General features: G+C 66.9%; 24 protein-coding genes. 16 read left to right on the forward strand and 8 right to left on the reverse strand.

Annotation, left to right across the window (positions count from 1 at the left end; all coding sequences use genetic code 11):
- Positions 1-28 precede the first annotated feature (28 nt).
- A complete protein-coding gene (gene infC, locus AC1RMY_RS12605; RefSeq protein ID WP_327529183.1) occupies positions 29-571 on the forward strand; it encodes a translation initiation factor IF-3 in 543 nt (180 codons plus the stop codon).
- Between the two features lie 248 nt (positions 572-819).
- On the opposite strand, the gene AC1RMY_RS12610 is transcribed toward infC, so the two are convergent.
- The 4 genes from AC1RMY_RS12610 to AC1RMY_RS12625 form a co-directional block, all read right to left on the reverse strand.
- The gene (locus tag AC1RMY_RS12610; protein WP_492864875.1) at positions 820-1,113 is read right to left on the reverse strand and encodes a GYD domain-containing protein; all 294 of its coding nucleotides are present in this window, start codon (positions 1,111-1,113) and stop codon (positions 820-822) included.
- 200 nt (positions 1,114-1,313) lie between these two features.
- On the reverse strand, positions 1,314-2,342 hold the full coding sequence (locus AC1RMY_RS12615; protein WP_492864877.1) for an amino acid ABC transporter substrate-binding protein: 1,029 nt from the start codon (positions 2,340-2,342) through the stop codon (positions 1,314-1,316).
- Positions 2,343-2,385: 43 nt separating this feature from the next.
- Positions 2,386-3,717, reverse strand: a complete 1,332-nt coding sequence (locus tag AC1RMY_RS12620) for an aspartate aminotransferase family protein (protein ID WP_492864879.1) — start codon at positions 3,715-3,717, stop codon at positions 2,386-2,388.
- Positions 3,714-4,607, reverse strand: coding sequence for a MurR/RpiR family transcriptional regulator (locus AC1RMY_RS12625; protein WP_492864881.1), 894 nt, complete (start codon positions 4,605-4,607; stop codon positions 3,714-3,716). The genes AC1RMY_RS12620 and AC1RMY_RS12625 overlap by 4 nt, the downstream gene beginning before the upstream one ends.
- 369 nt (positions 4,608-4,976) lie before the next feature.
- Here AC1RMY_RS12625 and AC1RMY_RS12630 point away from each other — a divergent pair, with 369 nt between their 5' ends.
- Together AC1RMY_RS12630 and AC1RMY_RS12635 are read left to right on the forward strand one after the other, a co-directional pair.
- Positions 4,977-7,559: a chemotaxis protein CheW gene (locus AC1RMY_RS12630; protein ID WP_492864883.1), complete on the forward strand. Its 2,583-nt coding sequence runs from the start codon at positions 4,977-4,979 to the stop codon at positions 7,557-7,559.
- 491 nt (positions 7,560-8,050) lie between these two features.
- Positions 8,051-8,305 (forward strand): hypothetical protein, encoded by a 255-nt coding sequence (locus AC1RMY_RS12635; RefSeq protein ID WP_492864885.1) that lies wholly within the window; start codon positions 8,051-8,053, stop codon positions 8,303-8,305.
- Positions 8,306-8,414: 109 nt separating this feature from the next.
- On the opposite strand, the gene AC1RMY_RS12640 is transcribed toward AC1RMY_RS12635, so the two are convergent.
- Both AC1RMY_RS12640 and AC1RMY_RS12645 read right to left on the reverse strand, forming a co-directional pair.
- Positions 8,415-9,062, reverse strand: a complete 648-nt coding sequence (locus AC1RMY_RS12640) for a LysE family translocator (RefSeq protein WP_492864887.1) — start codon at positions 9,060-9,062, stop codon at positions 8,415-8,417.
- Positions 9,063-9,103: 41 nt separating this feature from the next.
- Positions 9,104-9,730, reverse strand: coding sequence for an FMN-binding negative transcriptional regulator (locus AC1RMY_RS12645; protein WP_492864889.1), 627 nt, complete (start codon positions 9,728-9,730; stop codon positions 9,104-9,106).
- A gap of 76 nt (positions 9,731-9,806) precedes the next feature.
- Here AC1RMY_RS12645 and pdxR point away from each other — a divergent pair, with 76 nt between their 5' ends.
- From pdxR to rplT, 3 genes are all read left to right on the forward strand, one after another.
- Positions 9,807-11,228 (forward strand): MocR-like pyridoxine biosynthesis transcription factor PdxR, encoded by a 1,422-nt coding sequence (gene pdxR, locus AC1RMY_RS12650; protein ID WP_492864891.1) that lies wholly within the window; start codon positions 9,807-9,809, stop codon positions 11,226-11,228.
- 174 nt (positions 11,229-11,402) lie between these two features.
- On the forward strand, positions 11,403-11,603 hold the full coding sequence (gene rpmI, locus AC1RMY_RS12655; protein ID WP_108044779.1) for a 50S ribosomal protein L35: 201 nt from the start codon (positions 11,403-11,405) through the stop codon (positions 11,601-11,603).
- A 28-nt stretch (positions 11,604-11,631) separates the two neighbouring features.
- Positions 11,632-12,006 (forward strand): 50S ribosomal protein L20, encoded by a 375-nt coding sequence (gene rplT, locus AC1RMY_RS12660; protein WP_492864894.1) that lies wholly within the window; start codon positions 11,632-11,634, stop codon positions 12,004-12,006.
- 74 nt (positions 12,007-12,080) lie between these two features.
- Here the strand turns inward: rplT and AC1RMY_RS12665 are convergent, their stop codons facing one another.
- Positions 12,081-12,842: an LOG family protein gene (locus AC1RMY_RS12665; protein ID WP_492864896.1), complete on the reverse strand. Its 762-nt coding sequence runs from the start codon at positions 12,840-12,842 to the stop codon at positions 12,081-12,083.
- Between the two features lie 136 nt (positions 12,843-12,978).
- On the opposite strand from AC1RMY_RS12665, the gene pheS reads away from it, so the two are divergent.
- The 7 genes from pheS (at position 12,979) to AC1RMY_RS12700 (ending at position 21,637) form a co-directional block, all read left to right on the forward strand.
- Positions 12,979-14,061, forward strand: a complete 1,083-nt coding sequence (gene pheS, locus AC1RMY_RS12670) for a phenylalanine--tRNA ligase subunit alpha (RefSeq protein ID WP_492864898.1) — start codon at positions 12,979-12,981, stop codon at positions 14,059-14,061.
- A gap of 76 nt (positions 14,062-14,137) precedes the next feature.
- Positions 14,138-15,271 carry a ceramide glucosyltransferase gene (locus AC1RMY_RS12675; RefSeq protein ID WP_492865314.1) on the forward strand — a complete coding sequence of 378 codons (1,134 nt, stop codon included), beginning with the start codon at positions 14,138-14,140 and terminating at the stop codon, positions 15,269-15,271.
- A 96-nt stretch (positions 15,272-15,367) separates the two neighbouring features.
- Complete coding sequence (pheT, locus tag AC1RMY_RS12680) at positions 15,368-17,791, forward strand: phenylalanine--tRNA ligase subunit beta (protein ID WP_492864900.1); 2,424 nt, start codon at positions 15,368-15,370, stop codon at positions 17,789-17,791.
- A gap of 262 nt (positions 17,792-18,053) precedes the next feature.
- Positions 18,054-18,965: an alpha/beta fold hydrolase gene (locus AC1RMY_RS12685; RefSeq protein WP_492864902.1), complete on the forward strand. Its 912-nt coding sequence runs from the start codon at positions 18,054-18,056 to the stop codon at positions 18,963-18,965.
- Positions 18,962-20,038 carry a tartrate dehydrogenase gene (locus AC1RMY_RS12690; protein ID WP_492864904.1) on the forward strand — a complete coding sequence of 359 codons (1,077 nt, stop codon included), beginning with the start codon at positions 18,962-18,964 and terminating at the stop codon, positions 20,036-20,038. Before AC1RMY_RS12685 ends, AC1RMY_RS12690 begins: the two co-directional genes overlap by 4 nt.
- A 134-nt stretch (positions 20,039-20,172) precedes the next feature.
- Entirely contained in the window at positions 20,173-20,877 is a 705-nt protein-coding gene (locus AC1RMY_RS12695) for a TerC family protein (protein ID WP_492864906.1), read from the forward strand.
- A 19-nt stretch (positions 20,878-20,896) separates the two neighbouring features.
- On the forward strand, positions 20,897-21,637 hold the full coding sequence (locus tag AC1RMY_RS12700; RefSeq protein ID WP_492864908.1) for a TerC family protein: 741 nt from the start codon (positions 20,897-20,899) through the stop codon (positions 21,635-21,637).
- A gap of 11 nt (positions 21,638-21,648) precedes the next feature.
- On the opposite strand, the gene AC1RMY_RS12705 is transcribed toward AC1RMY_RS12700, so the two are convergent.
- Positions 21,649-22,233, reverse strand: coding sequence for a 4'-phosphopantetheinyl transferase family protein (locus AC1RMY_RS12705; protein WP_492864910.1), 585 nt, complete (start codon positions 22,231-22,233; stop codon positions 21,649-21,651).
- Between the two features lie 238 nt (positions 22,234-22,471).
- Between AC1RMY_RS12705 and AC1RMY_RS12710 the strand changes: the two genes are divergently transcribed.
- The 3 genes from AC1RMY_RS12710 (at position 22,472) to AC1RMY_RS12720 (ending at position 24,488) form a co-directional block, all read left to right on the forward strand.
- Positions 22,472-23,179: an AzlC family ABC transporter permease gene (locus AC1RMY_RS12710; protein ID WP_492864912.1), complete on the forward strand. Its 708-nt coding sequence runs from the start codon at positions 22,472-22,474 to the stop codon at positions 23,177-23,179.
- Complete coding sequence (locus AC1RMY_RS12715) at positions 23,166-23,483, forward strand: AzlD family protein (RefSeq protein ID WP_492864914.1); 318 nt, start codon at positions 23,166-23,168, stop codon at positions 23,481-23,483. Before AC1RMY_RS12710 ends, AC1RMY_RS12715 begins: the two co-directional genes overlap by 14 nt.
- Positions 23,484-23,621: 138 nt before the next feature.
- Positions 23,622-24,488: a branched-chain amino acid aminotransferase gene (locus AC1RMY_RS12720; RefSeq protein ID WP_492864916.1), complete on the forward strand. Its 867-nt coding sequence runs from the start codon at positions 23,622-23,624 to the stop codon at positions 24,486-24,488.
- The last annotated feature ends 1 nt before the right edge of the window (position 24,489 follow it).

The following is a 24,489-nucleotide window of genomic DNA, read 5'->3' on the forward strand; positions in this document are numbered from 1 at the left end:
GACGCGCCATTCACAGGAGAATACCACCATTCGTCGTCCTTTCCGTGCTGCCCCGACCCCGACCAAAGACGGCCCGCGCTCCAACCGCGACATCCGCGGCGTCCGCGACGTCCAGCTCATCGACGATACCGGCGCCAACCGTGGCGTGGTTTCGTTCTTCGAGGCCCTGAAGATTGCCGAGGATGCCGGTCTCGATCTGGTCGAGATCGCCCCCAACTCTGTGCCTCCGGTCTGCAAGATTCTCGATTACGGCCGCTTCCGCTTCCTTGAGCAGAAGAAGGCTGCCGAGGCGCGCAAGAAGCAGCGCACCATCGAGATCAAGGAGATCAAGCTGCGTCCGGGCATCGACAAGCATGACTACGACGTCAAGATGAAGGCCATGCTCGGCTTCTTCGAGGAGGGCGACAAGGTCAAGGTGACCCTGCGCTTCCGCGGCCGCGAGATGGCGCATCAGGACCTCGGCGTGAAGGTGCTCGAGCGTGTCAAGGCCGATCTGGCCGAGACCGCCAAGGTCGAGAGCGACTGGCAGCTCGAGGGTCGCCAGATGGTCATGGTTCTGGCCCCCAAGTAAGCATTCTCCGACCGCAATACGCGACTTGCATCAGGCCCGGCCCCAGTGCCGGGCCTTGTCATATCTGGCCTCGCGATGCTGCGGGCGGGGACTTGTTGCCGACACCTGAGTCCATAGAGGTCATCCCGGGCGTAGCGCAGCGAAGCCCCGGGATCCATGCCTGAACCGTTCCGGCATGGATCCCGGATCGGCGCGGCTTCGCCGCTTGTCCGGGAGGCCGCCGGGTTTCCTCGCAAGAGCCGAAGACTTTAGCTCACCGAGCGAATGATCTCGCGATAGGCGGCCTCGGGGAAGGCCTTGAGGGTTTTCGTGCGGATGTTCCCGAGCATGGCGAGCTGCAGGCAGAAGCGAGCGAGCACCGCGTCGTCGGGGGCTTCGCAGACGATGACCAGGTCGTATTCGCCCATCGTCATGTGGAAGGACTTGAACTCGCCTCCCATGCTCCCGATCAGCTTCTTGGCGGCATCGAGGCGGCTGGGCGAATCCTTGACGTTGCGCGCGCCCTGGTCGGTCCAATTCGCCAGCATGATGTAGGTCGTCATGGCACTTCTCCCCGACAAGGCCCGGCCTGTTCGTCGGAAGCGACATGCGGCGGCCCGATTGTCGCCGCGCGGTTCCGGATCGGGCGCTGGAGCGCCCGCCGGGCGGGCGCAATCTAGCATGATGGTCGGGTGTTGCCGAGGCAGCCGGCAGCATGCAGGCGCCGCCCCATCGGGACGCGGCGCCTGCATGCGCAGGCATCTCACCTGATCGGATGCGGGTATTGCAGCCCGCCCTTCGAGGCCAGGTCGTTCAGGCCGCGCTTGAGCTGCAGGCGCGAGCCCATGCCGACATTGCGCTCGAAGCTCTCGCCGTAATTGCCGACATGCTTGACGATGCGATAGGCCCAGTCATTTGTCAGGCCCAGTCCCTCGCCGAACTTGCCCTCGACGCCGAGCAGGCGCTTGATCTCGGGATTGGGCGACTTCAGCATCTCGTCGACATTGGTCTTGGTCACACCGAACTCCTCGGCGTTGAGCATGGCGTAATGGACCCATTTCACCAGTGCGAACCAGCTCTCGTCGCCGCGCTTGACGGCAGGTCCCAGCGGCTCGCGCGAGATCAGCGTCGGCAGGATGGTGAAATCGTCCGGTTTGGAGAATTTCAGCCGCTCGGCGGCCAGCCCTGAGGAATCGGTGGTGAAGGCGTCGCAGCGTCCGGCCTCGAGCGCCTTGACGCCCTCTTCATTGGTCGCGAAGCCGATGATCTCGTATTTCAGATTGTTGGCCCGGAAGAAGTCGGCGAGGTTGAGTTCGGTCGTGGTGCCCTGCGTGACGCAGATCGAGGCACCGTTCAGCCCCTTCGCCTCGGTGACGCCGAGCGCCTTCTTCACCATGAAGCCCTGGCCGTCGAAATAGTTGATGATCGGCCAGGACATGCCGGCGGTGGTGTCGCGCGACATCGTGTAGGTGGCGTTGCGGGCGAGCATGTCGACCTCGCCGGACTGCACCACGACGAAGCGCATCTGCGGCGTCGTCGGCACGAACTTGACCTTGTTGGGATCGTTGAAGATCGCCGCCGCGACCGCGCGGCACAGGTCGATGTCGAGCCCGTCCCAGCGTCCATCCGGGCCCTGCAGGCCAAAGCCCGGCAGGGCGATGTGGTTGCCGCAGTTCAGTTCTCCGCGCGCCTTCACGCGCTCGAGCGTCGAGGTCTGGGCGCTGGCCATGGTTGCGGCCGCGATGGCGACGAAGCCGAGCCCGGCGCCGGTCAGCCAATGTTTGATTGTCATGGATAATTCCCCTGTTTTTGCTTCTGAGATCTGTCGCAGAGCGTCAGTGCGCATCTGCGATTGCGGCGTCGACGGCTTCTCCGAGCCGTTCGACGATCGTGTCCATAACCGCCTCATCGGCGATGAAGGGGGGTGCCAGCAGTACATGATCGCCGGAGACGCCGTCTGCACAGCCGCCCATCGGATAGACCATCAGCCCGCGCGCCATCGCCGCCTGCTTGACCCTGGCGTTGAGCTTCAGCCCCGCCTCGAACGGCGTCTTCGCAGTGCGGTCGGCTACTAGCTCGATCCCCCAGAAATGACCGCGGCCGCGGACATCGCCGACATGGTGGTGGTTGCCGAAGCGCTCCTTCAGCCGGCGTTCGAGATGAGTGCCCTGGCGCTGGACATTGGCGAGCAGATCATCGCGCTCGATCACCTTCTGCACGGCGAGCGCCGTCGCACAGGCCAGCGGATGGCCGTTATAGGTCTGGCTGTGCGGGAAGGCGCCCGAGCCCTGACGGATCGCCTCGGCGATCTTGCTAGCGACCAGCATCGCACCGATCGGCGCATAACCTGCCCCCAACCCCTTGGCGATCGCCATCAGGTCGGGCGCGACACCCTCCTGTTCGCAAGCATGCAACGTGCCGGTCCGGCCCATGCCGCACATCACCTCGTCGAGGATCAGCAGCACCCCATGGCGGTCGCAGATTTCGCGGATGCGTTTGAAATAGCCCGGCGCCGGGGGCACGGCACCCAGCGTCGCGCCGACGACCGTCTCGGCGACGAAGGCGGCGACGGTCTCAGGACCCAGTTCGAGGATCTTGGCCTCCAGCTCGTCGGCCATGCGCCGCCCGTAGGCTTCGGGCGTCTCGTCCGCGCTCTGGCCGCGATAGGCGTAGCAGGGCGCGATATGGTGGCCGTTGAGCAGCATCTCCTTGAACGGGGCGCGGTCCTTCATCCGCCCGCCGACGGAAAGCGCCCCGACGGTGATGCCGTGATAGCTCTGCCGGCGCGAGATGAAGTTCGTCCGGCGCACCTCGCCTGTCTCGACGAAGTAGTGCCGTGCCAGCTTCAGGCAGGCCTCGATCGCCTCCGAGCCGCTGCTGCAGATGAAGACGTTGCCCAGCCCCTTCGGCGCGCGTGCGATGAGGTGGTCGGCCAGTTCCTCGGCAGGGTCGGAGGTGAAGAAGCTGGTATGGGCATAGGCCAGCTTGTCGATCTGGGCGTGCATCGCGGCGAGGATGTCGGGATGGCCGTGGCCGAGGCAGGAGACGGCCGCCCCGCCACTGGCGTCGATATAGCTCTTGCCGTCGGCGTCGATCAGGGTGACGCCCTTGCCGCCGGTGGCGACGGGGTAGGTCCCTCTCACGCTGCGATGAAGCAGATGGCTCATGCGGGTCTCCGTTTCGTGCGGCGCGGTCTTTCGAAGGTTGAAAAGGCGTCGAGCTGCGCCTCGGATGCGGCGATGGCGTCGAGCGCGGGCTGGCCGCGCCGCGCCGTCATCAGTGCCGCCAGGCATTCGACGGCCGCGAAGGCCGGCGTCATCGTGTGGAAGAAGGAGGGCGTCTCAGTGCGCACCAGCACGAGTTCGTCGGCGAGAGCGGCGAGCGGCGAGTGCGCGCTGTCGGTCAGCGCGATGATGATGGCGCCCTTGTCGCGGGCATGGGCGGCAGCCTGGACGGTGAGGCTCGTATAGGGCGAGACGGAGACGACGAAGAGCGCGTCGCCCGAACCGATCCTGCGCAGCGCGTCGATGCCGCGTCCACCGGCCCCGTCGGCGAGCATGGAGTCGGCGCCGATCAACGCACGGATGTAGTCGAGCATGTAGGCGGCCGGAAAGGCCGAGCGCAGGCCGAAGCAGAAGACCCTGGATGCATCGGCCAGCCGCGCGGCCGCGCGTTCGAGCCGGGTCACGCAGTCGGGTTCGCGCAAGGCACGGATATGCTCGGCCAGCGCTGCGAACATATCCTGTGCGACGGCGCTCTCGCCTTCCTCGCCATGGCGCGCCAGCAATTCCGTGGCGCGGTTGGCGAAGCCGTCGGGTCGCTGGCGCAGCGAGGCCGCATAGGCCGCCCTCATCGCGTCGTAACCGGGGAGCCCCAGCCGCTGCGCCAGCCGCGTGAACGTCGCTGGCGCGAGGCCGGCACGGCGCGCCTGCTCGCGGGTCGTCAGCAGGGCGACATCGGCGGGGTGGTCGAGCACCCAACGTGCCACCGCTCGCAACTGCGTCGGTAGCTCATCGAATTGCGCATCCAGCGCGGTGGCGACGTCGCTCTGATCCATGCCGAAGGTTTAGCGGAGACTTTGGTCGAATGAAACATATATATCGTATGACGTGATATGAAACGTTCGGATTGATCTAATGTCGTGTCTGCAGCCCGCGGCTTGTCCGCGCGGCGCCGGCGTCGCTGTGCCTGCGCCGCGCCCGAATCGCCCGTGAGGGCCGCAATCCCGCCGCGTTGGCCCGGGCGCTGCGGATGAGCGCTGCATTTGCTGCAAATTTATGCGATTCCGAGAGTGCCGACCCGGTGCGAATCAACGGCGTTGGTGATCTCATTCCGCGCGGGGGGCAGTTTTCGTCATGCCCGGATTCTACGTCCTTCGCGGCGCCCTTGCGGGCGGCGGGGCAGCCTGACGAGAGGGCTACTGAACGTGTCGACTCTGCAAAAGGGGATCGAGATCGAACCGGCACTGGCGGGCCTGATCCGGCATATGCGCGCGATCGACGATTATCGTCAGGTGTTCGATCGCCTGCAGGCATCCTGGGACACCCTGACCCTGCTCGGGCAGTTGTCCGGCAATGCTACCGAGATGTCGGGCACGCGCTCGGCCTTCGAGGAGCTGACCGCGAGCCTGCTCAGCCATCTTGCCAAGGAGACGCGCGACAAGGTCATGGCCGATCTGCGCATCAAGGCGCAGAACGCCATCGACGTGCTGGTCCGCAACCTGTTCGAACGCACGGCCGATATCGGCTTCCTCGCCGCCGACACCGATATCCGCGAGATGCTGGAGGCCAAGCCCTCCGCCGATGCCCGTATCGCGATGGAGGCTCGCTTCCGCGACTATGTCGCGAAGTACTCGGTCTATTCCGATATCGTGCTGGTCGATTGCGAGGGGGCGATCCGCGCCAGGCTCGCGCCGCATGAGGCGCAGAGCGCGCGGCATCCGATCATCGACGAGGCGCTGTCTTCGCACGGCGCCTATGTCGAACATTACGGCGTCATGGACTTCGTCTCCGAAGAGCAGAAGCTGGTCTATGCATGGCGGGTCGAGGATGCCGCCAAGCGCCCGCTGGGCGTGCTCGTGCTGGTCTTCCGTCTGGCCGACGAGATGGCCGGCATCTTCCGCAAGCTCCTGCCGGAGCATGACTGGACCGTGCTGGGCTGCGTTTCGCCTGCCGGGGACGTCATCGCCGGCTCCTGCCCGATCCAGATGCCGGCCGGGCTGAAGCTCTCGCCGGCGGCGCTGCAGGGGCGCGATCCCATTATCCGGCTCGGCGGGCGGCAATATCTCGCCATGGCCTGCAAGACCTCCGGCTACCAGGGCTATATGGGCCCGGGCTGGATCGGGCTCGGCCTGATTCCGCTGGAGGCCGCCTTCGACCAGGACGATGGCGAACTCGGCAAGGGTATCGGCGACGATTTGCTCGCCGCGGTCACCAGCCAGGCCGGCCTGTTTTCGGCGGAACTGCGCAGCGTCTCCCGTCAGGCCGCGGCGATCCAGGGCGATCTCAACCGCTCGGTCTGGAACGGCTCGATCCGGCAGGCTGGTTCGACCGCCGCAAACGCCGCGTTCTCGAAAATCCTGCTCTGGGAGATCTCCAGCGCCGGCCGCAAGACGCAGGCCGTCTGTGATGCCTCGATCGGCGATCTGCATCGCACAGTCGTCGCCGCGATCATGGAGAAGTGCCGCTCGCGTGCCGCCTTCGCCATCGACGTGATGGACCGCAATCTCTACGAGCGCGCCAATGATTGCCGCTGGTGGGCGCTGAATGCGAGCTTTGCGCGCGTGCTGGCTGCGCCGTCGCCGGAGGGCAGGCGGCTGTGCGGCGAGATACTCGCGACGATCAACGCGCTCTACACGGTCTACAGCAACCTCATTCTGTTCGATGCACAGGGCGTCGTTATCGCCGTCTCCCAGTCCTCGCAGGCCCATCTCGTCGGCAGTACCCTCGATGCCGAATGGGTGGCACGGACCTTGGCGCTTCGCTCCGGCCAGCACTATGCGGTCTCCGCTTTCGAGCCGAGCCCGCTCTATGACGATGCCGCGACGCTGGTCTATACGGCGGCGGTGCAGGCGCCGTCAGGCGGCAAGGCGCTCGGCGGCATCGCGATCGTCTTCGACTCGACTCCGCAATTCTCCGCGATCCTGACGGATTCCCTGCCGACCGACGAGGATGGCGCGGCGCTGTCCGGCGCTTTCACGATCCTGGTCGACAGCGACGGACGGGTGATCTCTTCGAGCGATCCACGCTTCGCGATCGGCTCCGACAGCCCATTGCCGGTCGATCCCGTCAGCCTGGAACGCGACGGCGACCTCGCCTGCATCCGCAGCTTTGAGGGCAAGCATATGGCCGTCGGCGCCGCGCTCTCGAAAGGTTATCGCGAATACAAGACCAGCGACGGCCACCGTGCCGATGTCGTGGCGCTCTGCGCCGTGCCGCTGGGCGAGGTCGCGAGCGGCGCGCACGCCAGGCCGGCGGCGGGTGGGGCAGGGCGCGGCACGCTCGCCGCACACAAGCCGGCCAATGGCGTCGAGGCCTTCGAGGTCGCGACTTTCCATATCGGGCGGCACTGGCTCGGCGTGAAGGCTCGCGACGTCATCGAGGCGGTCGACATCGCCGGCTTGAAGCCATCGGCGCGCAAGGCCGACGACGGTCTGCTCGCCGGCTACAAACTGCACGAGGGCCAGCCGGTGCCGGTGCTTCGGCTCGCGCGCCTGCTCGGCATTCCCGATGCGTCATCCGAGGAGCAGCAGATCGTCATCGTGCGCGCCGCCGGCCGGACACTGGGGCTGATCGTCGACGCGCTCGGCTTGATCCCCGAGATCGCCGTCTCGGAACTGCAGGCGCTGCGTGACCTCTCGGCCAAGGCCGACGTGCCAGCCCTCGGCGTCGTCGCGGCGCGCGACGCCAAGGGCGAGCCCGCCGGCATGCTGATGGTGCTCGATGTCGACCGGCTCGGCGCGCGCCTTCAGGGCGACGGCGGCGAACACTTCATCCGCGCGGCAGAGTAGCGGCGCGGGCTTGCGCCCACCGCCTCGGTGGACCGGGCACCAGTCCCAGAAGCCGGTCGTCCGCGCCGGTGTGGTGTCGTACCGGCAATAGCCCGATCGCAGCACTTGCCGCGATCGCGCCGCGCCGGTTCCGGTGACGACGGGGATGGACGACGACACGTCCCGGCCTGTGCTGGTGGCGCATGACGGGGTGGCCGCGATGGCCGCGGTAGACTTGGCCGCGGTTCACTTGCCTCCAGATCCGGAGATCAAGGCGTGAGAGGCTGCATTGTCCCCAGGGACAATAGTTGAGGCAACTCTCCTCCGGCAACATGGCGGTTGCGCCCAGTTTTGATGGAGCGCGCCGGGGCCGTTGAGCCATTCGGGATTCCTCAAGACCGCGCGCTGCGGTGCCCCTGCGCCGCCGGCAACTCGTGAACATCGGGCAGTTCAAAGACGCCAATCTCGATCTACTCGTCGTTCCTGCCTGAAGACAGTTGAGGGAGCCGACAATGAAGTTCCTGATTGCGTTACCCGTCCTGGTGGCGGGCTTCATGGCCACAGGTACCGGCGAGGTCGGTGCCGTCGTCTACTGCCAATACGTCAACTATCCCGCGGGCTGCATCGTTAGGCCGGGTGTCGTGTTGCGGCCGCGGCCGGTCGCGCGTGCCGCCGTGACGCCGGGCGTCGGCGCGCCGGGCGTGGGCGTGCGCCCGGGAACGCCGATGAACCGTGGCGGTCCGGTCAATCGGGCGGGCAGGCGCTAGGCAGCCCTTCGCACGACGAACGCTGATGGCGAGACGATCTGGCCGGTGCGTCAGGCCAGCGCTTCGCCGTGCCGGGCATCGCCCGAGGCCCGGCGAGGGGGCGGCGCGCTCAGATGGCAGGCCGCTTGGTCAAAGCGAGCCCGACGCCGAGCGCGATCATCGCCCCGCCCGAGGCCTCGCGGAGGCGCTTGATCAGGCCGGGGCGGGCGGCTGCGCCCTCGCGGATGCCGCTCGCTGCAAAGGCGACGACGATGTCGGCCAGGGTGTTGAGCAGGACGGAGACGAATCCCAGCATCAGGAACTGCAACGCGACGCTTCCCGTGCCGTCCACAAACTGGGGAATGAAGGCGAGGAAGAAGGCGGCCGTCTTGGGGTTCAGCGCCTCGACGACGACGCCTTCGCGAAAGGCCCTTGCCACGCCGATGGCCGGCTCGGCCGCGCCGCCGCCGAGCACGTTCGCCGCGTCCCGCCGCGCCGCCTGGAAGGTGCGCCAGCCGAGCCAGACGAGATAGGCCGCCCCCACTAGCTTGAGCGCTGTGAAGAACTCCGCGCTCGCCAGCACGATGGCGGACACTCCCAGGCTGCCGGCGACGACATGGACCATGCCACCCAGCCCGGTGCCGAAGCTGGACGCGATGCCTTCGCTGCGGCCGCCCGCTAGTGTTCGGGCCGCGACATAGAAGATGCCGGGACCCGGCGTGATCGCGAGCACAAACGTTGCGGCGACATAGAGCGCGAGATGGCTGAGTCCGGGCATGGTGGTTGGACCGGAGTTGGAAGGAAGGTCTGCGCTCGCGATCAATCGACGGAGACGAGCGAAGCGGCTGCGCGCTCCGAAGGCCGGGCGCTGTCCGCAAGGCCGGCGGCGACCTTCGCGCGGTCGCCGAGGGGGCGATTCTGGCTCATCTTGCGCTTGCCCTCCAGCCGCGTGATCGGCATGCGCATCCCGACGATTCCCCGCAGTTGCGCCTGGATGAAGTCCGGCGGCGCGTCGGATACCGCCCAGGGCGCCTGCCGTTCGCCCTCATGCAGGTTGGTCAGCCGCGTGACGACCTCGAGCAGCCGCGCGGCGTCGTCGAAGAACTCGACCCGGCCGTAGGCGTGAACCGCGACATAGTTCCAGGTCGGCACGACCTTCCCGGTCTCCTGCTTGGTCTCGTACCAGGACGGGGTGATATAGGCGTCCGGACCCATGAAGATCGCGAGCCCATCGCCCAGGGCGGGCGTCCGGCACTGCGGATTGGCTTTCGCGAGATGAGCGTAGAGCACGCCATGCTCGCCCTCGCTCTCGGCGAGGAACAGCGGCAGCGGCGTAGCCAGCACGCCGGATTCCGTCGCCGTGATGAAATTGGCCAGCCGTGCTGCGCGGATAGTCGCCAGAATGCTGTCCCTGTCGTCGTCGCGAAAGGCGGGAGGCGTGTACATCGCGGTTCTCCTTGCGTCGGCTTGGTCAATGCCCCCAAACTGGTTTGGACGAAATAGCCAGTTCGGCGAGATTGGGATGGGCCAGTTGGAAGGCGTCGGACGCCGTATCGTGGCGGCGATCAAGGAGCGGATCCATGGCGGCGCCTATCGTCCGGGGGATAGGCTGCCGTCGAGCCGGGCCTTCGCGGCGGAGTGGGGCGCATCCCGCACCACCGTCACGGCAGCTTATGGGCAGCTGATCGCGGAGGGCTATCTGGTCACGCGGCCGGGCGCCCGTCCGGTCGTTGCGCAGGGCCTCGCGGCAAGGCCGGAAGCATCGCCCGTTCCGGCGGCTCCGGGGCGACCTCTCTCCGGCTTCGCGCAACGCCTGCTCGACCTGCCCGCGCCGGCGCCAACGCGATCGTTCAAGCTCGCCGACTTCCGCTATGGTGACCTGTCGGGCGCCGATTTTCCGGTGCTGGCCTGGCGACGCGCGCTGACCAAGGTCGCGCTCAGGCGCAAGGCGAGGCTGCGCTATGCCGATCCGCAGGGCGACCATGACCTCCGCACCTCGCTGCAAAGTTATCTCTGGCGGTCGCGGGGCATCGCCTGCTCCGCCGACGACATCCTCGTCGTCAACGGCTCCCAGCAGGGACTCGACCTCTGTGCGCGGCTGCTGCTCGATCCCGGCGATCCCTTCCTGATGGAAAACCCGGGATACATCCTGGCCCGGCATGCCTTCGTCGCGGCAGGCGGCAAGGCGGTGCCGATCTCCGTCGATGGCGACGGTCTGGTGACGGATGCGTTGCCGCCCGCCCGGCTCGCCTATGTCACACCCTCCCACCAGTTTCCGCTCGGCGGCGTGCTGTCCGCGCCGCGCCGTCGCGCGCTGCTGGCCTGGGCCGCGTCCGCCAACGGCTACCTCATCGAGGACGACTACGACGGTGAGTACCGGCACGACATCGCGCCGATCCCGCCCTTGCAGACGCTGGATCCGCAATCCGTGATCTATGTCGGCACGGTCTCCAAGATCCTGTCGCCGACCTTGCGGCTGGGCTATCTCGTCCTGCCCGCCGGCCTGGTGAAGGTGTTCGCCGAGGCCAAGCGCCTGACGGACCGGCATGCCCCGCTCCTCGAGCAGGAGGCGCTGGCCGAACTGCTGGCCAGCGGCGCTTATGAGCGCCATGTCCGCAGCATTCGCCGGAAGAATGCGGAGCGCCGAAGCGTCCTGCTCCAGGCGCTGTCGGCCGAATGCGGCGCGGCCGTATCCGTTGAGGGCGCCGATACCGGGCTGCACCTCGTGATCTGGGTCGACTGTGTCCCTGCCGACCGCGAGAGCGAGATTGCCGAGGCCGCGCGCACCGTCGGGCTCGGCCTCCATCCGGTATCGCCGCTCTATGACGCGGCGGCTCGCAAGGCCGGGACGGCAGGGTTCGTCCTCGGCTACGCTGCGCTCGACATCGATGCGCTGCGGCGCGGCGTCGCGATGCTGGCGGAGGTGCTGGCGAAGCATCGCTGAGCGGCTCGATGCGATGCCGTCATCGCTTCGCTTGCCACGCCCGCCCTTTTCTGTCATACGCCCGGCCTTCGATCGCCCGGCTGATAAGGGCTGCCGTGGCGGTCGTTCTTTGCTTCCAGCAAGCAAAACATGAAGCGGCGCAATCTGCGCGCTCGCGACCTATGAGGAGCTAAAATGCCCAAGATCAAGACGAAATCGGCCGCCAAGAAGCGGTTCAAGATCACCGGAACCGGCAAGGTGATGTACGCCCAGGCCGGGAAGCGTCACGGGATGATCAAGCGGACCAATAAGCAGCTCCGCAATCACCGCGGCACCACCGCCCTGTTCGAGGGCGATGCGGCCAACGTGAAGAAGTACTTCCTCCCCAACGGCTGACGCCCCCTAACCTTCCGGAGATCATCACATGGCTCGCGTGAAACGGGGCGTAACGTCCCACGCCAAGCACAAGAAGACACTCAAGGCCGCCAAGGGCTTCTATGGCCGCCGCAAGAATACGATCCGCGCCGCCAAGGCGGCCGTCGATCGCTCGATGCAGTACGCCTATCGCGACCGCAAGAACAAGAAGCGCTCCTTCCGCGCGCTCTGGATCCAGCGTCTGAACGCTGCGGTGCGCGAGCACGGCCTCGTCTACTCGATGTTCATCAACGGCCTGAACAAGGCCGGCATCGAGCTCGATCGCAAGACCCTCTCGGCCATGGCCATCGACGATGCCGCCTCTTTCGCGGCAGTGGTCGAGTCGGTCAAGGCTGCGCTGGGCTCGGAAGCCAAGGCCGCCTGAGCCTTCGGTTCCTTGAGAATATGGAAAAGGCCGGCATCGCTGCCGGCCTTTTTCGTTGGCGGTTGCGCCGGCCCTCACGTCTCGACGCTGTCTTCCGTCGCCGGCCGCCAACTGTCACCCGCGCCTTCGACGATGCGGGCATAGGCTTCCTCGGGCGAATCCGCATAGCAGAACAGGGTGAGGTCCTCGGCTCGGATCATCCCCGCATCGGCCATGGTCTGCAGGTTGAGCAGCGCCTTCCAGTAGGCGCCGTCATAGAGCACGATCGGCACCGGCCCCATCTTGCCGGTCTGCACCAGCGTCATGATCTCGAACAATTCGTCCAGCGTGCCGAAGCCGCCCGGGAAGACCACCAGCGCCGCCGCCCGCATCGCCAGGTGCATCTTGCGCATCGCGAAATAGTGGAAGCGGAAGGTCAGGTCCGGCGTCGACCAGGGGTTCGGCTCCTGCTCATGCGGCAGGGTGATGTTGAAGCCGATCGAGAGCGCTCCGGCCTCGGTCGCGCCACGATTGGCCGCCTCCATGATGCCCGGCCCGCCGCCGGTGGCGATGACATGGTCACGTCCGCTGCTGCCTTCCGCGAGCGCGCCGCCGCGCTCGGAGGCGAGGCGAGCGAAGGCCCGCGCGGCCTCGTACCAGGGATCGCCCTCGCGCACCCGCGCCGAGCCGAAGACGACGATGGTCGACACCACGCCCCGTGCTCGCAGATGGTCCTCGGCCTTCTGGTATTCGAGCATGAAGCGGGCGCCACGCGTCGAATCGCCGAGCAAGAAATCGTGGTCGAGCGCAGCGAGGCGATAGGAGGGCGAATTCTTCTGGGCGGTGCTGTCGGGCATGGTCTTCAGGTCCTCGCCGGCATTTCCGGGCTGCATCCGTCTTGGGCGGCAGCAAGTGCCGCTTCGCTCTGGCATATGCCGGCCGTTCCCGCTAGAACGCGGCCGTTCCCACGCATTCAGCACGTTGCGACCCTTCATGACCGATCTCACCACCCTGGAACGCGACGTTCTCGCCGCCATCGACGCCGCCTCCGACGAGGGCGCGCTCGAACAGCTGCGCATTTCCGCTCTCGGCAAGGCCGGCTCGATCTCGGCGCTGCTCAAGACGCTGGGCTCGATGACGCCCGACGAGCGCAAGGAAAAGGGGCCGCTGATCAACGGCCTGCGCGACAAGGTCCAGACGGCCTTGGCTGCCCGCAAGGACGCGCTGGGAGAAGCGGCGCTCGCAGCCAAGCTCGCTTCGGAGACCATCGACGTCTCGCTGCCGGTGCGCGAGGGGCCGGAAGCGCGTGGCCGCATCCACCCGATCAGCCAGGTCATCGACGAAATCACCGCGATCTTCGGCGATATGGGCTTCTCGATCGCGGAAGGCCCGGATGTCGAGACCGACGACCTGAACTTCACCAAGCTGAACTTCCCGGTCGGTCACCCCGCCCGCGAGATGCACGACACCTTCTTCTTCGCGCCCGACGCCAATGGCGAGCGCAAGCTGCTGCGCACCCATACCTCGCCGGTCCAGGTCCGCACCATGCTGTCCCAGGAACCGCCGATCCGCGTGATCTGCCCGGGCCGCACCTACCGGATGGATTCCGACCAGACCCACACGCCGATGTTCCATCAGGTCGAGGGGCTCGTCATCGACAGACACGCCCATATGGGCCACCTGAAATGGATTCTGGAAGAGTTCTGTAAGGCCTTCTTCGAGATCGATACGGTCAAGATGCGCTTCCGGCCGTCCTTCTTCCCCTTCACCGAGCCCTCGGTCGAGGTCGACATCCAGTGTTCGCGCAAGGGCGGCGAGATTCGCTTCGGCGAGGGCGACGACTGGCTCGAAATCCTTGGCTGCGGCATGGTCCACCCCAACGTCCTCAGGAATTGCGGGCTCGACCCGGAGGTCTATCAGGGCTTCGCCTGGGGCATGGGCATCGACCGCATCGCCATGCTGAAATACGGCATGCCGGACCTGCGCCCCTTCTTCGAGGCGGATGTGCGCTGGCTCTCGCATTACGGCTTCCGCCCGCTCGACCTGCCGACGCTGACCGGCGGGCTGTCGTCGTGAGTCTTGGTCTCGCAAAAGGGAGGGCGGCGTGACGCCGGCGCATTGGGCTGCCCTCTTCGCCGGGTTGCTGCTCGCGATGAACCTGCTCAGCCAGGCGATCGCCTTCTGGCGCTTTCGCAAGACGTTCGCGCGCTCGGCGCTGCTCGACGCGCTGCCGCCGGTCACGATCGTGCGCCCGGTGCGCGGCATCGAAGCCTTCAGCCGCGAGACGACGATCTCCGGGCTCGAGCTCGATTACCCGCGCTACAGCACGATCTTCTGCGTCGCCGATGCCGATGACCCGATCATTCCGCTGATCGAGGAACTGGCGGGCGTCTACGGCGCCGACAAGGTTAGGCTAATCGTGGGCGATGTCGCCGTCAGCGCCAATCCGAAGCTCAACAACTGCGTGCGCGGCTGGGAGGCGGCGGAGACCGACTGGGTCATCCTCGCCGATTCCAACGTGCTGATGCCGAAGGACTATATCCAGCGCATGCTGGCGGTGTGGCGGCCCGACACCGGGCTGGTCTGCTCGACGCCGGCCGGATCGCGGCCGGAGAGCTTCGGCGCCGAGGTCGAATGTGCCTTCCTCAATCCGTTCCAGGCGCGCTGGCAATATGTCGGCGAGGCGCTCGGCCTCGGCTTCGCGCAGGGCAAGTCGATGCTCTGGAACAAGCCTTTCCTCGACGCGAATGGCGGCATCGCCGCGCTGGGGCAGGAAATCGCCGAGGATGCGGCGGCGACCAAGCTGGTGCGCCGGGCCGGCAAGCATGTCCACCTGGTGGGGCAACCCTTCGAGCAGCCGCTCGGGCCACGTCGTCTGGCGGACGCGGTGCAGCGCCAGTTCCGCTGGGCGCGGCTGCGTCGCGTCACCTTCCTGCCCTTCTTCGCGCTGGAGATCCTGGCCGCCCCGATCCTGCCGGCGGTGCTCGCTGGCCTGGGGGCGCCGGCTCTCGGCTTGCCGTTTTGGCTGGGCCCCGTTTTGGCGCTCGCGATCTGGTATGCCGGTGACATCGCCGTGTCGCACGGTGTCGGCTGGTTCGCGAACTGGCGCACGCCGCTCGCCCTGCTGGTGCGCGACATCGCCTTCCCCGGTGTCTGGGCCTATGCCTTCGTCGGCGGCGAAGTGAGCTGGCGCGGCAATGCCATGAAGATCAAGACGGACGGCGTCAGCGAACTGAACGATGCCGTGCCGGCCATGTCCTCCCAGGTCGCGCGGGATGGCGGCTGACATGCCTTCCGGCCCGACCCCTTCCGACATGATCATGATGACGATGTGCGCCTGCCGGCTATCCCCGCCAGCATGGTGCCTGATGGACGACGAACGATGAAATTCACGCTTTCCTGGCTCAAGGACCATCTCGACACCGACGCTTCCGTCGATGCCATCTCTGAGGCTCTGACCCGCGTCGGGCTCGAGGTCGAGGGCGTCGAGGACAAGGCCAAGGCGCTCGCCGCCTTCACCATCGCCTATGTCATCGAGGCCAAGCAGCACCCCAATGCCGACCGGCTGCGCGTCTGCATGGTCGATACCGGCTCGGGCGAGCCGGTGCAGGTCGTCTGCGGCGCGCCCAATGCCCGCACCGGCATGAAGAGCGTGTTCTCGCCGCCCGGCAGCTACATTCCCGGCAAGGACATGACGCTCGGCAAGGGCGTGATCCGCGGCGTCGAATCCAACGGCATGCTCTGCTCGGCCGCCGAACTGCAGCTCTCCGAGGATCACGACGGCATTATCGATCTGCCGGCGGATGCGCCCGTTGGCCAGTCCTACACGGCCTATGCCGGCCTCGGCGATCCGGTGATCGAAATCGCGGTGACTCCCAACCGAGCCGATGCGCTGGGTGTCGCCGGCATCGCGCGCGATCTCGCGGCCGCCGGCCTCGGCAAGGTCAAGTCGCCGGCAATTCAGCCGGTGCGCGGTGCCTATCCCTGCCCGGTCGATGTGAAGCTCGACTTCGCTCCCGAGGACAAGGCGCTCTGCCCGGCCTTTGCGCTCAGGCTGGTGCGCGGCGTCAGGAACGGCCCCTCGCCGGAATGGCTCCAGGCGCGCCTGCGCGCCGTGGGCTTGCGTCCGATCAATGCGCTGGTCGACATCACCAATTTCATGACGCTCGACCGCAACCGGCCGCTGCACGTCTTCGACGCGGCCAAGGTCTCTGGCGACCTCACCGTCCGCCGCGCCAAGGCCGGCGAGACGATCCTCGCCCTCGACGGCAAGACCTATACTCTCACCGACGAGCAGGTCGTCATCGCCGACGAGCACGGCGTCGAATCGCTGGCCGGCATCATGGGCGGCGAGGCCTCGGGCTGCGACGAGGGCACCACTGACGTGCTGGTCGAGAGCGCCCTCTGGGACCCGCTCAACATCGCCCGCTCGGGCCGGGCACTCGGCATCACCTCGGATGCGCGCTATCGCTTCGAGCGCGGCGTCGATCCCGATTTCTGCCGGCCGGGCCTGGATCTCGCCACCGCGATGATCCTTGAACTCTGCGGCGGCGAGGCCTCGGAAATGGTCTTCGCGGGCGAACTCCCCGAGAGTGCTCCGGCCATCGACTTCCCCTGGACGGAGGTCAAGCGACTGACCGGGCTCGAACTGCCTGTAGTGGAGATGAAGCTGGCGCTGACCTCGCTCGGCTTCCACGTTTCGGGCACCGGCGATCGCGTCAAGGTGGCGGCGCCGTCCTGGCGCGCCGATGTCGGTGGCAAGGCCGATCTCGTCGAGGAGATCCTGCGCATCGTCGGGCTCGACCGCGTCGTCTCGACGCCGCTGCCGCGGATCAAGGGCGAGGTCATCAAGCCGGTCCTGACTGTACTCCAGAAGCGCACCCGCGCCGCCAAGCGCCAGCTCGCCAGCCGCGGCATGGTCGAGGCGGTGACTTGGTCCTTCATCTCGCAGGAGGCGGCCAAGCTCTTCGGCGGCGGCTCGCGCCAGCTCGCGCTCGCCAATCCGATCGCGGCCGATCTTTCGGACATGCGGCCCTCGCTGTTGCCCGGGCTGATCCGCTCCGGCCAGGCCAATGCCGATCGCGGCTATCCCGATGTCGCGCTCTTTGAGGTCGGGCAAGTCTTCCAGAGCGACGAGCCGGAAGGCCAGCTCATCGCCGCCGCCGGCCTGCGTCGCGGCACTGCCCGTCTCGAGGGGGCCGGCCGCCACTGGGACGGCGCGGCAAAAGCCGTCGACGCCTTCGACGCCAAGGCGGACGTGATGGCGCTGCTCGCCGGGCTCGGCGTGCCGGTCGGCGGCCTGCAGGTCGTTCCGGGCGGGCCGGACTGGGCGCATCCCGGCCGCTCGGCCACGCTGCGCTTCGGCCCCAAGGGCGTCATCGGCGCCTTCGGCGAAATCCATCCCCGCGTGCTCAAGGCGCTCGACGTCAAGGGCCCGCTGGTCGCCTTCGAGATCCATCTTGATGCGCTCCCGCTGCCGAAATTCAAGCCGACCAAGGTCAAGCCGAAGCTGGCCCTTTCCGGCTTCCAGCCGGTGACGCGCGACTTCGCCTTCATCGTCGACAAGGCGACGGCCGCCGGCGAGATGGTCAAATCGGCCCAGAACGCCGACCGCGCCCTGATCTCGGACGTCTCGGTCTTCGACCTCTATGAAGGGCCGGGCGTCGAGGCGGGCAAGAAGTCGGTCGCGCTCGCGGTCACGCTCCAGCCGTTCGAGAAGACGCTGACGGAAGCCGAGATCGAGGCGGTCGGTGCCAAGATCGTGGCGGAGATGGCCAAGCGGTATGGGGCGGCGCTACGCGGCTGATCCCGACGCAGGGGCATCCCCGCGGGTGGGCCAACGGTCATGGTCGGGCTCGTCCCGACCATCCACGTCTTCCTCCGGGCAGGGCGGCGTTCAAGACGCGGATGCTCGCCACAAGGGCGAGCATAACGGAGCACGGCGCCTGCTGTGTCTTATTATTGCTGCAGTGCAGCATGTTATTGATGTGAATTGTGTAATAATCCGAGCACGCAATCGCCCGCGTTTCGGGCTATCGGCCTGACACTCTCTCCATGATCCGGTCGTGATGTCCGTCACCGAGCTTCCTGTCAGCGATACCCTCTTCCCCGGCTTCCGCCTGCTCGACGTCGCGACGTCGGGTGCGCGCATCCGTGTGCGGACAGGCGGGGAGGGGCCGGCGCTCCTGCTGCTGCACGGCTATCCGCAGACGCATGTGCTCTGGCACAAGCTGGCGCAGCGCCTGAAGCACCGTTTCACGCTCGTCTGCGCCGATCTCCGTGGCTATGGCGACAGCGACAAGCCGGCGACGGATGCCGAGCACTCCCCTTACTCCAAGCGCGCCATGGCGCTCGACATGGCGCAGGTCATGACGGCACTCGGCCATCACAGCTTCATGGTCGGCGCGCATGACCGCGGCGCCCGCGTCGCGCACCGCCTCGCGCTCGACCATGCCGACCGGGTGACGCGGCTTGCGACCCTCGACATCGCGCCGACGCGCGAGATGTATGCCGGCACCACCGACGCCTTCGCCCGCGCCTACTGGCACTGGTTCTTCCTGATCCAGCCTGCCCCCTTCCCGGAGCGGATGATCGGGGCCGATCCGGAAGCCTATTGGCGCAAGAAATGCGGCTCGGGTTCCGCCGGGCTGACGCCCTTCACGGCCGACGCCATGGCCGAATACATCCGCTGCTTCTCCGATCCGGCGACGATCCATGGCTCGTGCGAGGATTATCGCGCCGCCGCGACCATCGACATCCGCCATGACGACGAGGATGGCGAGCGCAGGCTGACCCAGCCGCTTCTGGCGCTCTGGGGCGAAAACGGCATCATCGGCAAATGCTTCGACCCGCTGGAACTCTGGCGCCGGCGCGCGGAGAACGTCCAAGGCCGCGGCCTGCCGGGCGGGCATTATCTGGCCGAGGAGCTTCCCGATCTCGTCGCAGCCGAATTCACCGCATTCTTCGGAGAGAAGTCATGAGCCGGACCAATCGCGTCTATCGCATCGCCGCCATCGCCGGGGACGGCATCGGCAAGGAAGTCATGCCCGAGGGCCTGCGCATCCTCGAGGCCGCCTCGAAGAAGTACGGCTTCGAGCTGCGCCTGGACGAGTTCGATTTCTCCTCCTGCGACTATTACGCCAAGCACGGCAAGATGCTGCCCGACGACTGGAAGGACCAGATCGGCGGCCATGACGCGATCTTCTTCGGCGCCGTCGGCATGCCCGCCCAGGTGCCGGACCACATCTCGCTCTGGGGCTCGCTGCTGCTGTTCCGGCGCGAATTCGACCAGTATGTCAACCTGCGCCCTGTCCGCCTGATGCCCGGCGTGCCCGGCCCGCTCGCCGGCCGCAAGCCCGGCGACATCGACTTCTTCGTCGTGCGCGAAAACACCGAGGGCGAATACTCCTCGGTCGGCGGCAAGATGTTCGCCGGTACCGAGCGCGAGATCGTCATGCAGGAGACGGTGATGAGCCGTGTCGGCGTCGATCGCGTGCTGAAATACGCCTTCGAGCTGGCCCAGCGCCGCCCGCGCAAGAAGCTGACCTCGGCCACCAAGTCGAACGGCATCGCCATCACGATGCCCTACTGGGACGAGCGCGTGAAGGAGATGTCGAAGAACTACCCCGGCGTCGCCGTCGACCAGTACCATATCGACATCCTGACCGCCCATTTCGTGCTGAATCCGGACCGTTTCGACGTCGTCGTCGCCTCGAACCTGTTCGGCGACATCCTCTCCGACCTCGGCCCGGCATGCACGGGGACGATCGGCATCGCGCCCTCCGGCAACATCAACCCGACCGGCGATCATCCCTCGCTGTTCGAACCGGTCCACGGCTCGGCGCCCGACATCGCCGGCCAGGGTATCGCCAACCCGATCGGCCAGATCTGGTCGGCGGCGATGATGCTCGACCATCTCGGCGAGACCGAAGCCGCCAAGGGCATCGAGGCCGCGATCGAGCGGGCGCTGGGCGATGCCCGCACCCGCACCCGCGATCTCGGCGGCTCGCTCGGCACGGAAGCCGCCGGCAAGGCCGTCGAGCAGGCTCTGTGATTAATTCCCGGCTTTTCGCGGCATCACCGTGACAAGCCGCACATATTGGGGCATCGATCCTCCGCCGCGCGAGAACGCGGCTCCATTCGCGGCGCTGGGCTGCCGGGTGGCGGGGGAGCAAGCAAGGGGCTGGAATGGACCTGTCGTCGCTGCCGCTGTTCGATCCGGCTCTCTGGGGCAAGCTGGTCGAGATCATCGCGCTCAACATCGTGCTGTCGGGTGATAATGCGGTGGTGATCGCGCTCGCCTGCCGTGCGCTTGCGCCAGACCAGCGGGCGAAGGGCATCGCGCTCGGGGCCGGCGTCGCGGTCGTGCTGCGCGTGGTGTTCACCGTGCTGATCGCCTCGCTTCTGAACATGCCGTTCCTGCACATCGTAGGCGCGCTGTTGCTGGTCTGGATCGCGGTCAAGCTGATCGTCGAGGATGGCGAGAGCGACGAGGATTCGATCGCCGCCAGCAGCAAGCTCTGGAGGGCCGTCCAGACGGTCGCCATCGCCGACATCGTCATGAGCCTCGACAACGTGCTGGCGATCGCCGCCGTCGCGAAGGATTCGATTCCCCTGCTAGTCGGCGGGCTCGTCATTTCGATTCCGCTGATCGTGCTCGGTGCCTCGCTGATCACGAGCCTGCTGAGCCGCTTCCCCATCCTGGTCTGGGCGGGCGCCGCCCTGCTCGGCTGGGTCGCGGGCGAGATGTTCGACAGCGACCCCTGGCTCGTCACCAAATTCGGCGCGGATACGCTCCATCGCTTCGAATACCCGGCAGCCCTGATCGGCGCACTGCTCGTGCTCGGCCTCGGCTACCTCATGAAAAACCGCCGGCCAGATCCGGCCCTCTGACACAGGGACTGACCGACCTATGGACTTCTCATCATCCCAATTCTGGGTCTCGTTGCTCCAGATCATCTGGATCGACCTGCTGCTTTCGGGCGACAACGCGGTGGTTATCGCGCTCGCCTGCCGGCAACTGCCTGAAAAGCAGCGCAAGGTCGGCATCTGGCTCGGCGCTTCGGCGGCCATCGGTCTGCGCATCGTTTTCGCGCTGATCGTGACCTATCTGCTGCTGGTGCCTTACCTCAAGATCGTCGGCGGCCTGCTGCTGTTCTGGATCGCGGTGAAGCTCGCGGTCGGCGAGGAGGAGTCCCATGCCGATATCGATGGCGGCACCTCGCTCTGGCAGGCGGTGCGCACCATCGCGATCGCCGATGCGGTCATGAGCCTCGACAACGTCATCGCGATTGCGGCCGCCTCGCGCGGACATCCCGAGCTGTTCATTTTCGGCCTGCTGCTTTCGATCCCTCTGATCATCATGGGCGCTCAGTTCCTGACCACGATCATCCAGCGCTTCCCGATCTTGATCTGGCTCGGTGCGGGCCTGCTCGGCTGGATCGCGGCGGAGATGATCCTGGGCGATATCGCCGTGCTGCGTTGGCTCGAGGTCAATATGCCGACCTGGGTCAAGCCCGTGCCGACCGAAGTCAGCGCCATCGGCATCGGGCCGGCTTCGCTGCCTCACTATGTCAGCTCGGCCCTCGGCGCTGCGCTGGTTTGCGCCGTCGGCTACGCCCTGAAGAAGAGGTCGGCAGATCAGCCGGGCTGATCCTTCACGCTTCAATCCAGAACGATCATCGCGGCGGCCAGGATCTCCTGGCCGCCGTTTTCGATGGTGCGGCTGCTTCCCTCCGTACTGGAGCCGCGCAGGGCATCGGCAACCACGAAGCGCTCCGGCGTCGGCAATGCGACGGCAAAGCTCTCGGGAGCACGGACGAAGCCGGTGCCGAGCGCCTTCACATAAGCCTCCTTGGCGCTCCAGAGCCGGGCGAAGGCCAGCGGCCGGGCGCTCTCCGGCAGTCCGAGCAGCATCGCCGCTTCCTCTTGATGGAGAGTCGCCAGCGGCAGCGGCCGAGCCACGTCGACAAGCTCGACATCGATACCGACGGGCTGCCTGGCGAGAGCCACGCCGACCAGCCCGGCGCGAGTCGCCAGCGAGAGATGCAGTTTCTTGTCCACCGGCGGTTCAAGCAGGGGGCGCCCCTGCGCGTCATGCCCAATCGCCACGTCGGTGGCGGGCAGCCCGAGCTGTCGCGCGATGATCCGCTGCGCCATGTCCCGCCGCAGCCGGGAGCGCTCGATCAGATTGCCAGGACGCTCTCCCGTTGCGACCAGCCAAGCGGCCGGCAGGGCGGTGGCAGTCATGTCGGGAGAGGTCAGCCAGATCATCGCGCGCAGGTTAGAGCAATCGCCCCATTGCCGGAACCAATTCCCGCCATCCTTCGTCTCTGTCCTGTGTCAGGGGCATGAGGCCTGCCCGCGCCGGGCCGTTGACCTCGCGCCGGCTTCGGCCTTGGAAAGAAGCGTGCCGTGCGCGCCCGCCAGGGTGGAACGAGCCGCAGGCCCAACTCAAGAATGACGGCCGCAAGGGAGGACCGAGGCGATGGATAAGGCTGCGGCTCCGGCCACTGCTGCGGGTGCGTTGCTTGGCATTCGCAAGGTCGGGGTGCTCATTCCGGGCATCGTCGTCTTCGCTGTCGCCTTCGGCGCAGCGGCTTCGGCCAAGGGGCTGAGCCTGCTTGAGACATTGCTGATGAGCGGCCTCGTCTATGGCGGTGTCTCCCAGCTGGTGGCGCTGGAGGTTTGGCGGCCGGAATGGAGTTGGGGGGCGATCGCCGGCCTCGCTGTCGTGACCGCCACCGTCAACGCCCGGATGATCCTGCAGGGCGCCTCGCTGCAGCCCTGGTTCGCGTCCTATTCGAAGACGCTGAACGCCTGGCACCTGTTCTTCTTCACCGATGCCAACTGGCTGATCGGTACGCGCTATCGCGCGGAAGGCGGCCGCGATCTCGGCTTGCTGGTCGGAGCGGGGCTCGCTCTTTGGATCGTCTGGATCGCCTTCAGCGGTTTGGGCCATCTGCTCGGCGCGCTCGTCACCGATCCGCGCAAATACGGCATCGATCTGGTCATGCCGATCTTCTTCGCGGCGATGATCGTGCCGCTCTGGCGCGGTCGGCGCGCCGCCGTGCCCTGGGTCGTCGCCGGCCTCGTCGCGCTCGTCACGGCCAAGCTCGTCGACGGCTACGCCTTCATCATCGTGGGCTCGCTCTCGGGCGCCTTCGTGGGAGCGTTTCGCGATGACGCTGCCTGATCCCGGAAGCTGGGGCGCGATCCTCGCCATCCTCGCCATGGCGCTTGCGACCTATCTCTGCCGCATCTCCGGCGTGGTCCTGATGGGCTTCATCCCGCTGACGCCGCATGCCCGGCGCGGGCTCGCCGCACTGCCGGGCTCGATCATCGCCGCGACCGTGCTGCCGTTGATCGAGCGGCTCGGGCTCGCGGCAGCGGTCGCGCTGCTCGCGGCGATCGGCAGCATGGTGCTCCGGCGCAGCGAACTGCTCGCACTGGTCGTCGGCATGAGCGTCATCGCGGCCTTGCGCGCGCTGGGTTTCTGATCACTCACGTCATCCATCACACCTTCCGATCGCTTCCATCACATCCCGTCATCGGGATGTGCAGGGCTGCATGTTGACGTGAGGGGGCGCGCGGCAGACGGTGGCGCCCATCAAAAACCGATCGCGCGGGAGCACGGAATGGCCTGGTATTCGCAGACTTGGACCTGGTTCGAGGGAGAGTGGCGCGAGGGCAACCCGCCGATCATGGGTCCGCGCAGCCACGCCAGCTGGCAGGGGTCCACCGTCTTCGACGGCGCTCGCTATTTCGACGGCGTCGCGCCCGATCTCGCTGCGCATGCCGCCCGCGTGAACCGCTCGGCCAAGGCGTTGGGGCTGAAGCCGACCGAGACCCCCGAGGCGATCATCGCCAAGGCGCGCGAGGGCTTCAAGAAGTTCAGCGGCGACGTCGCGCTCTACGTCAAGCCGATGTACTGGGCCGAGGCGGACGGCGTCTCGACCATCATCCCGGACGAGGATTCGACGCGCTTCTGCCTGTGCCTGTTCGAGGCGCCGATGGGCGAGCCGGGCACCGGCATGTCGGTGACGCAAGGCACGTTCCGCCGTCCCACGGTCGAGACGGCTCCGACCGACGCCAAGGCCGGCTGCCTCTATCCCAACAACGCCCGCACGCTCCGCGCCGCCAAGGCCGCCGGCTTCGACAACGCGTTGGTGCTCGACATGCTCGGAAACGTCGCGGAGACCGCGACTTCCAACATCTTCCTCGCCAAGGATGGCGTCGTGAAAACGCCGGTTCCCAACGGCACCTTCCTGAACGGCATCACCCGCCAGCGCGTCATAGGCCTGCTGCGGCAGGATGGCGTCACGGTCGAGGAGACCAGCCTGCGCTACAGCGATTTCGAGCAGGCCGACGAGATCTTCTCCTCCGGCAACTACTCGAAGGTCGTTCCGGTCGGCCGCATCGACGACCGCCAGCTTCAGCCCGGCCCGCTCTATCGCAAGGCGCGCGAGCTCTACATGGACTTCGCCAAAAGCAAGGACGCCTGAG

The organism is Allobosea sp. GW822-FHT03F07 (genome assembly GCF_058801345.1).

Coding starts and splice junctions, on each gene's coding strand:
- AC1RMY_RS12685 (WP_492864902.1), top strand. CDS start 18,054: ATGTCCGTCACCGAGCTTCCTGTCAGCGATACCCTCTTCCCCGGCTTC.
- AC1RMY_RS12690 (WP_492864904.1), top strand. CDS start 18,962: ATGAGCCGGACCAATCGCGTCTATCGCATCGCCGCCATCGCCGGGGAC.
- AC1RMY_RS12665 (WP_492864896.1), bottom strand. CDS start 12,842: ATGCCCGACAGCACCGCCCAGAAGAATTCGCCCTCCTATCGCCTCGCT.
- AC1RMY_RS12700 (WP_492864908.1), top strand. CDS start 20,897: ATGGACTTCTCATCATCCCAATTCTGGGTCTCGTTGCTCCAGATCATC.
- AC1RMY_RS12625 (WP_492864881.1), bottom strand. CDS start 4,607: ATGGATCAGAGCGACGTCGCCACCGCGCTGGATGCGCAATTCGATGAG.
- pheT (WP_492864900.1), top strand. CDS start 15,368: ATGAAATTCACGCTTTCCTGGCTCAAGGACCATCTCGACACCGACGCT.
- AC1RMY_RS12615 (WP_492864877.1), bottom strand. CDS start 2,342: ATGACAATCAAACATTGGCTGACCGGCGCCGGGCTCGGCTTCGTCGCC.
- AC1RMY_RS12715 (WP_492864914.1), top strand. CDS start 23,166: ATGACGCTGCCTGATCCCGGAAGCTGGGGCGCGATCCTCGCCATCCTC.
- AC1RMY_RS12645 (WP_492864889.1), bottom strand. CDS start 9,730: ATGTACACGCCTCCCGCCTTTCGCGACGACGACAGGGACAGCATTCTG.
- AC1RMY_RS12695 (WP_492864906.1), top strand. CDS start 20,173: ATGGACCTGTCGTCGCTGCCGCTGTTCGATCCGGCTCTCTGGGGCAAG.
- AC1RMY_RS12610 (WP_492864875.1), bottom strand. CDS start 1,113: ATGACGACCTACATCATGCTGGCGAATTGGACCGACCAGGGCGCGCGC.
- rplT (WP_492864894.1), top strand. CDS start 11,632: ATGGCTCGCGTGAAACGGGGCGTAACGTCCCACGCCAAGCACAAGAAG.
- rpmI (WP_108044779.1), top strand. CDS start 11,403: ATGCCCAAGATCAAGACGAAATCGGCCGCCAAGAAGCGGTTCAAGATC.
- pheS (WP_492864898.1), top strand. CDS start 12,979: ATGACCGATCTCACCACCCTGGAACGCGACGTTCTCGCCGCCATCGAC.
- pdxR (WP_492864891.1), top strand. CDS start 9,807: ATGGGCCAGTTGGAAGGCGTCGGACGCCGTATCGTGGCGGCGATCAAG.
- AC1RMY_RS12640 (WP_492864887.1), bottom strand. CDS start 9,062: ATGCCCGGACTCAGCCATCTCGCGCTCTATGTCGCCGCAACGTTTGTG.
- AC1RMY_RS12710 (WP_492864912.1), top strand. CDS start 22,472: ATGGATAAGGCTGCGGCTCCGGCCACTGCTGCGGGTGCGTTGCTTGGC.
- AC1RMY_RS12620 (WP_492864879.1), bottom strand. CDS start 3,717: ATGAGCCATCTGCTTCATCGCAGCGTGAGAGGGACCTACCCCGTCGCC.
- AC1RMY_RS12635 (WP_492864885.1), top strand. CDS start 8,051: ATGAAGTTCCTGATTGCGTTACCCGTCCTGGTGGCGGGCTTCATGGCC.
- AC1RMY_RS12675 (WP_492865314.1), top strand. CDS start 14,138: ATGAACCTGCTCAGCCAGGCGATCGCCTTCTGGCGCTTTCGCAAGACG.
- AC1RMY_RS12705 (WP_492864910.1), bottom strand. CDS start 22,233: ATGACTGCCACCGCCCTGCCGGCCGCTTGGCTGGTCGCAACGGGAGAG.
- AC1RMY_RS12720 (WP_492864916.1), top strand. CDS start 23,622: ATGGCCTGGTATTCGCAGACTTGGACCTGGTTCGAGGGAGAGTGGCGC.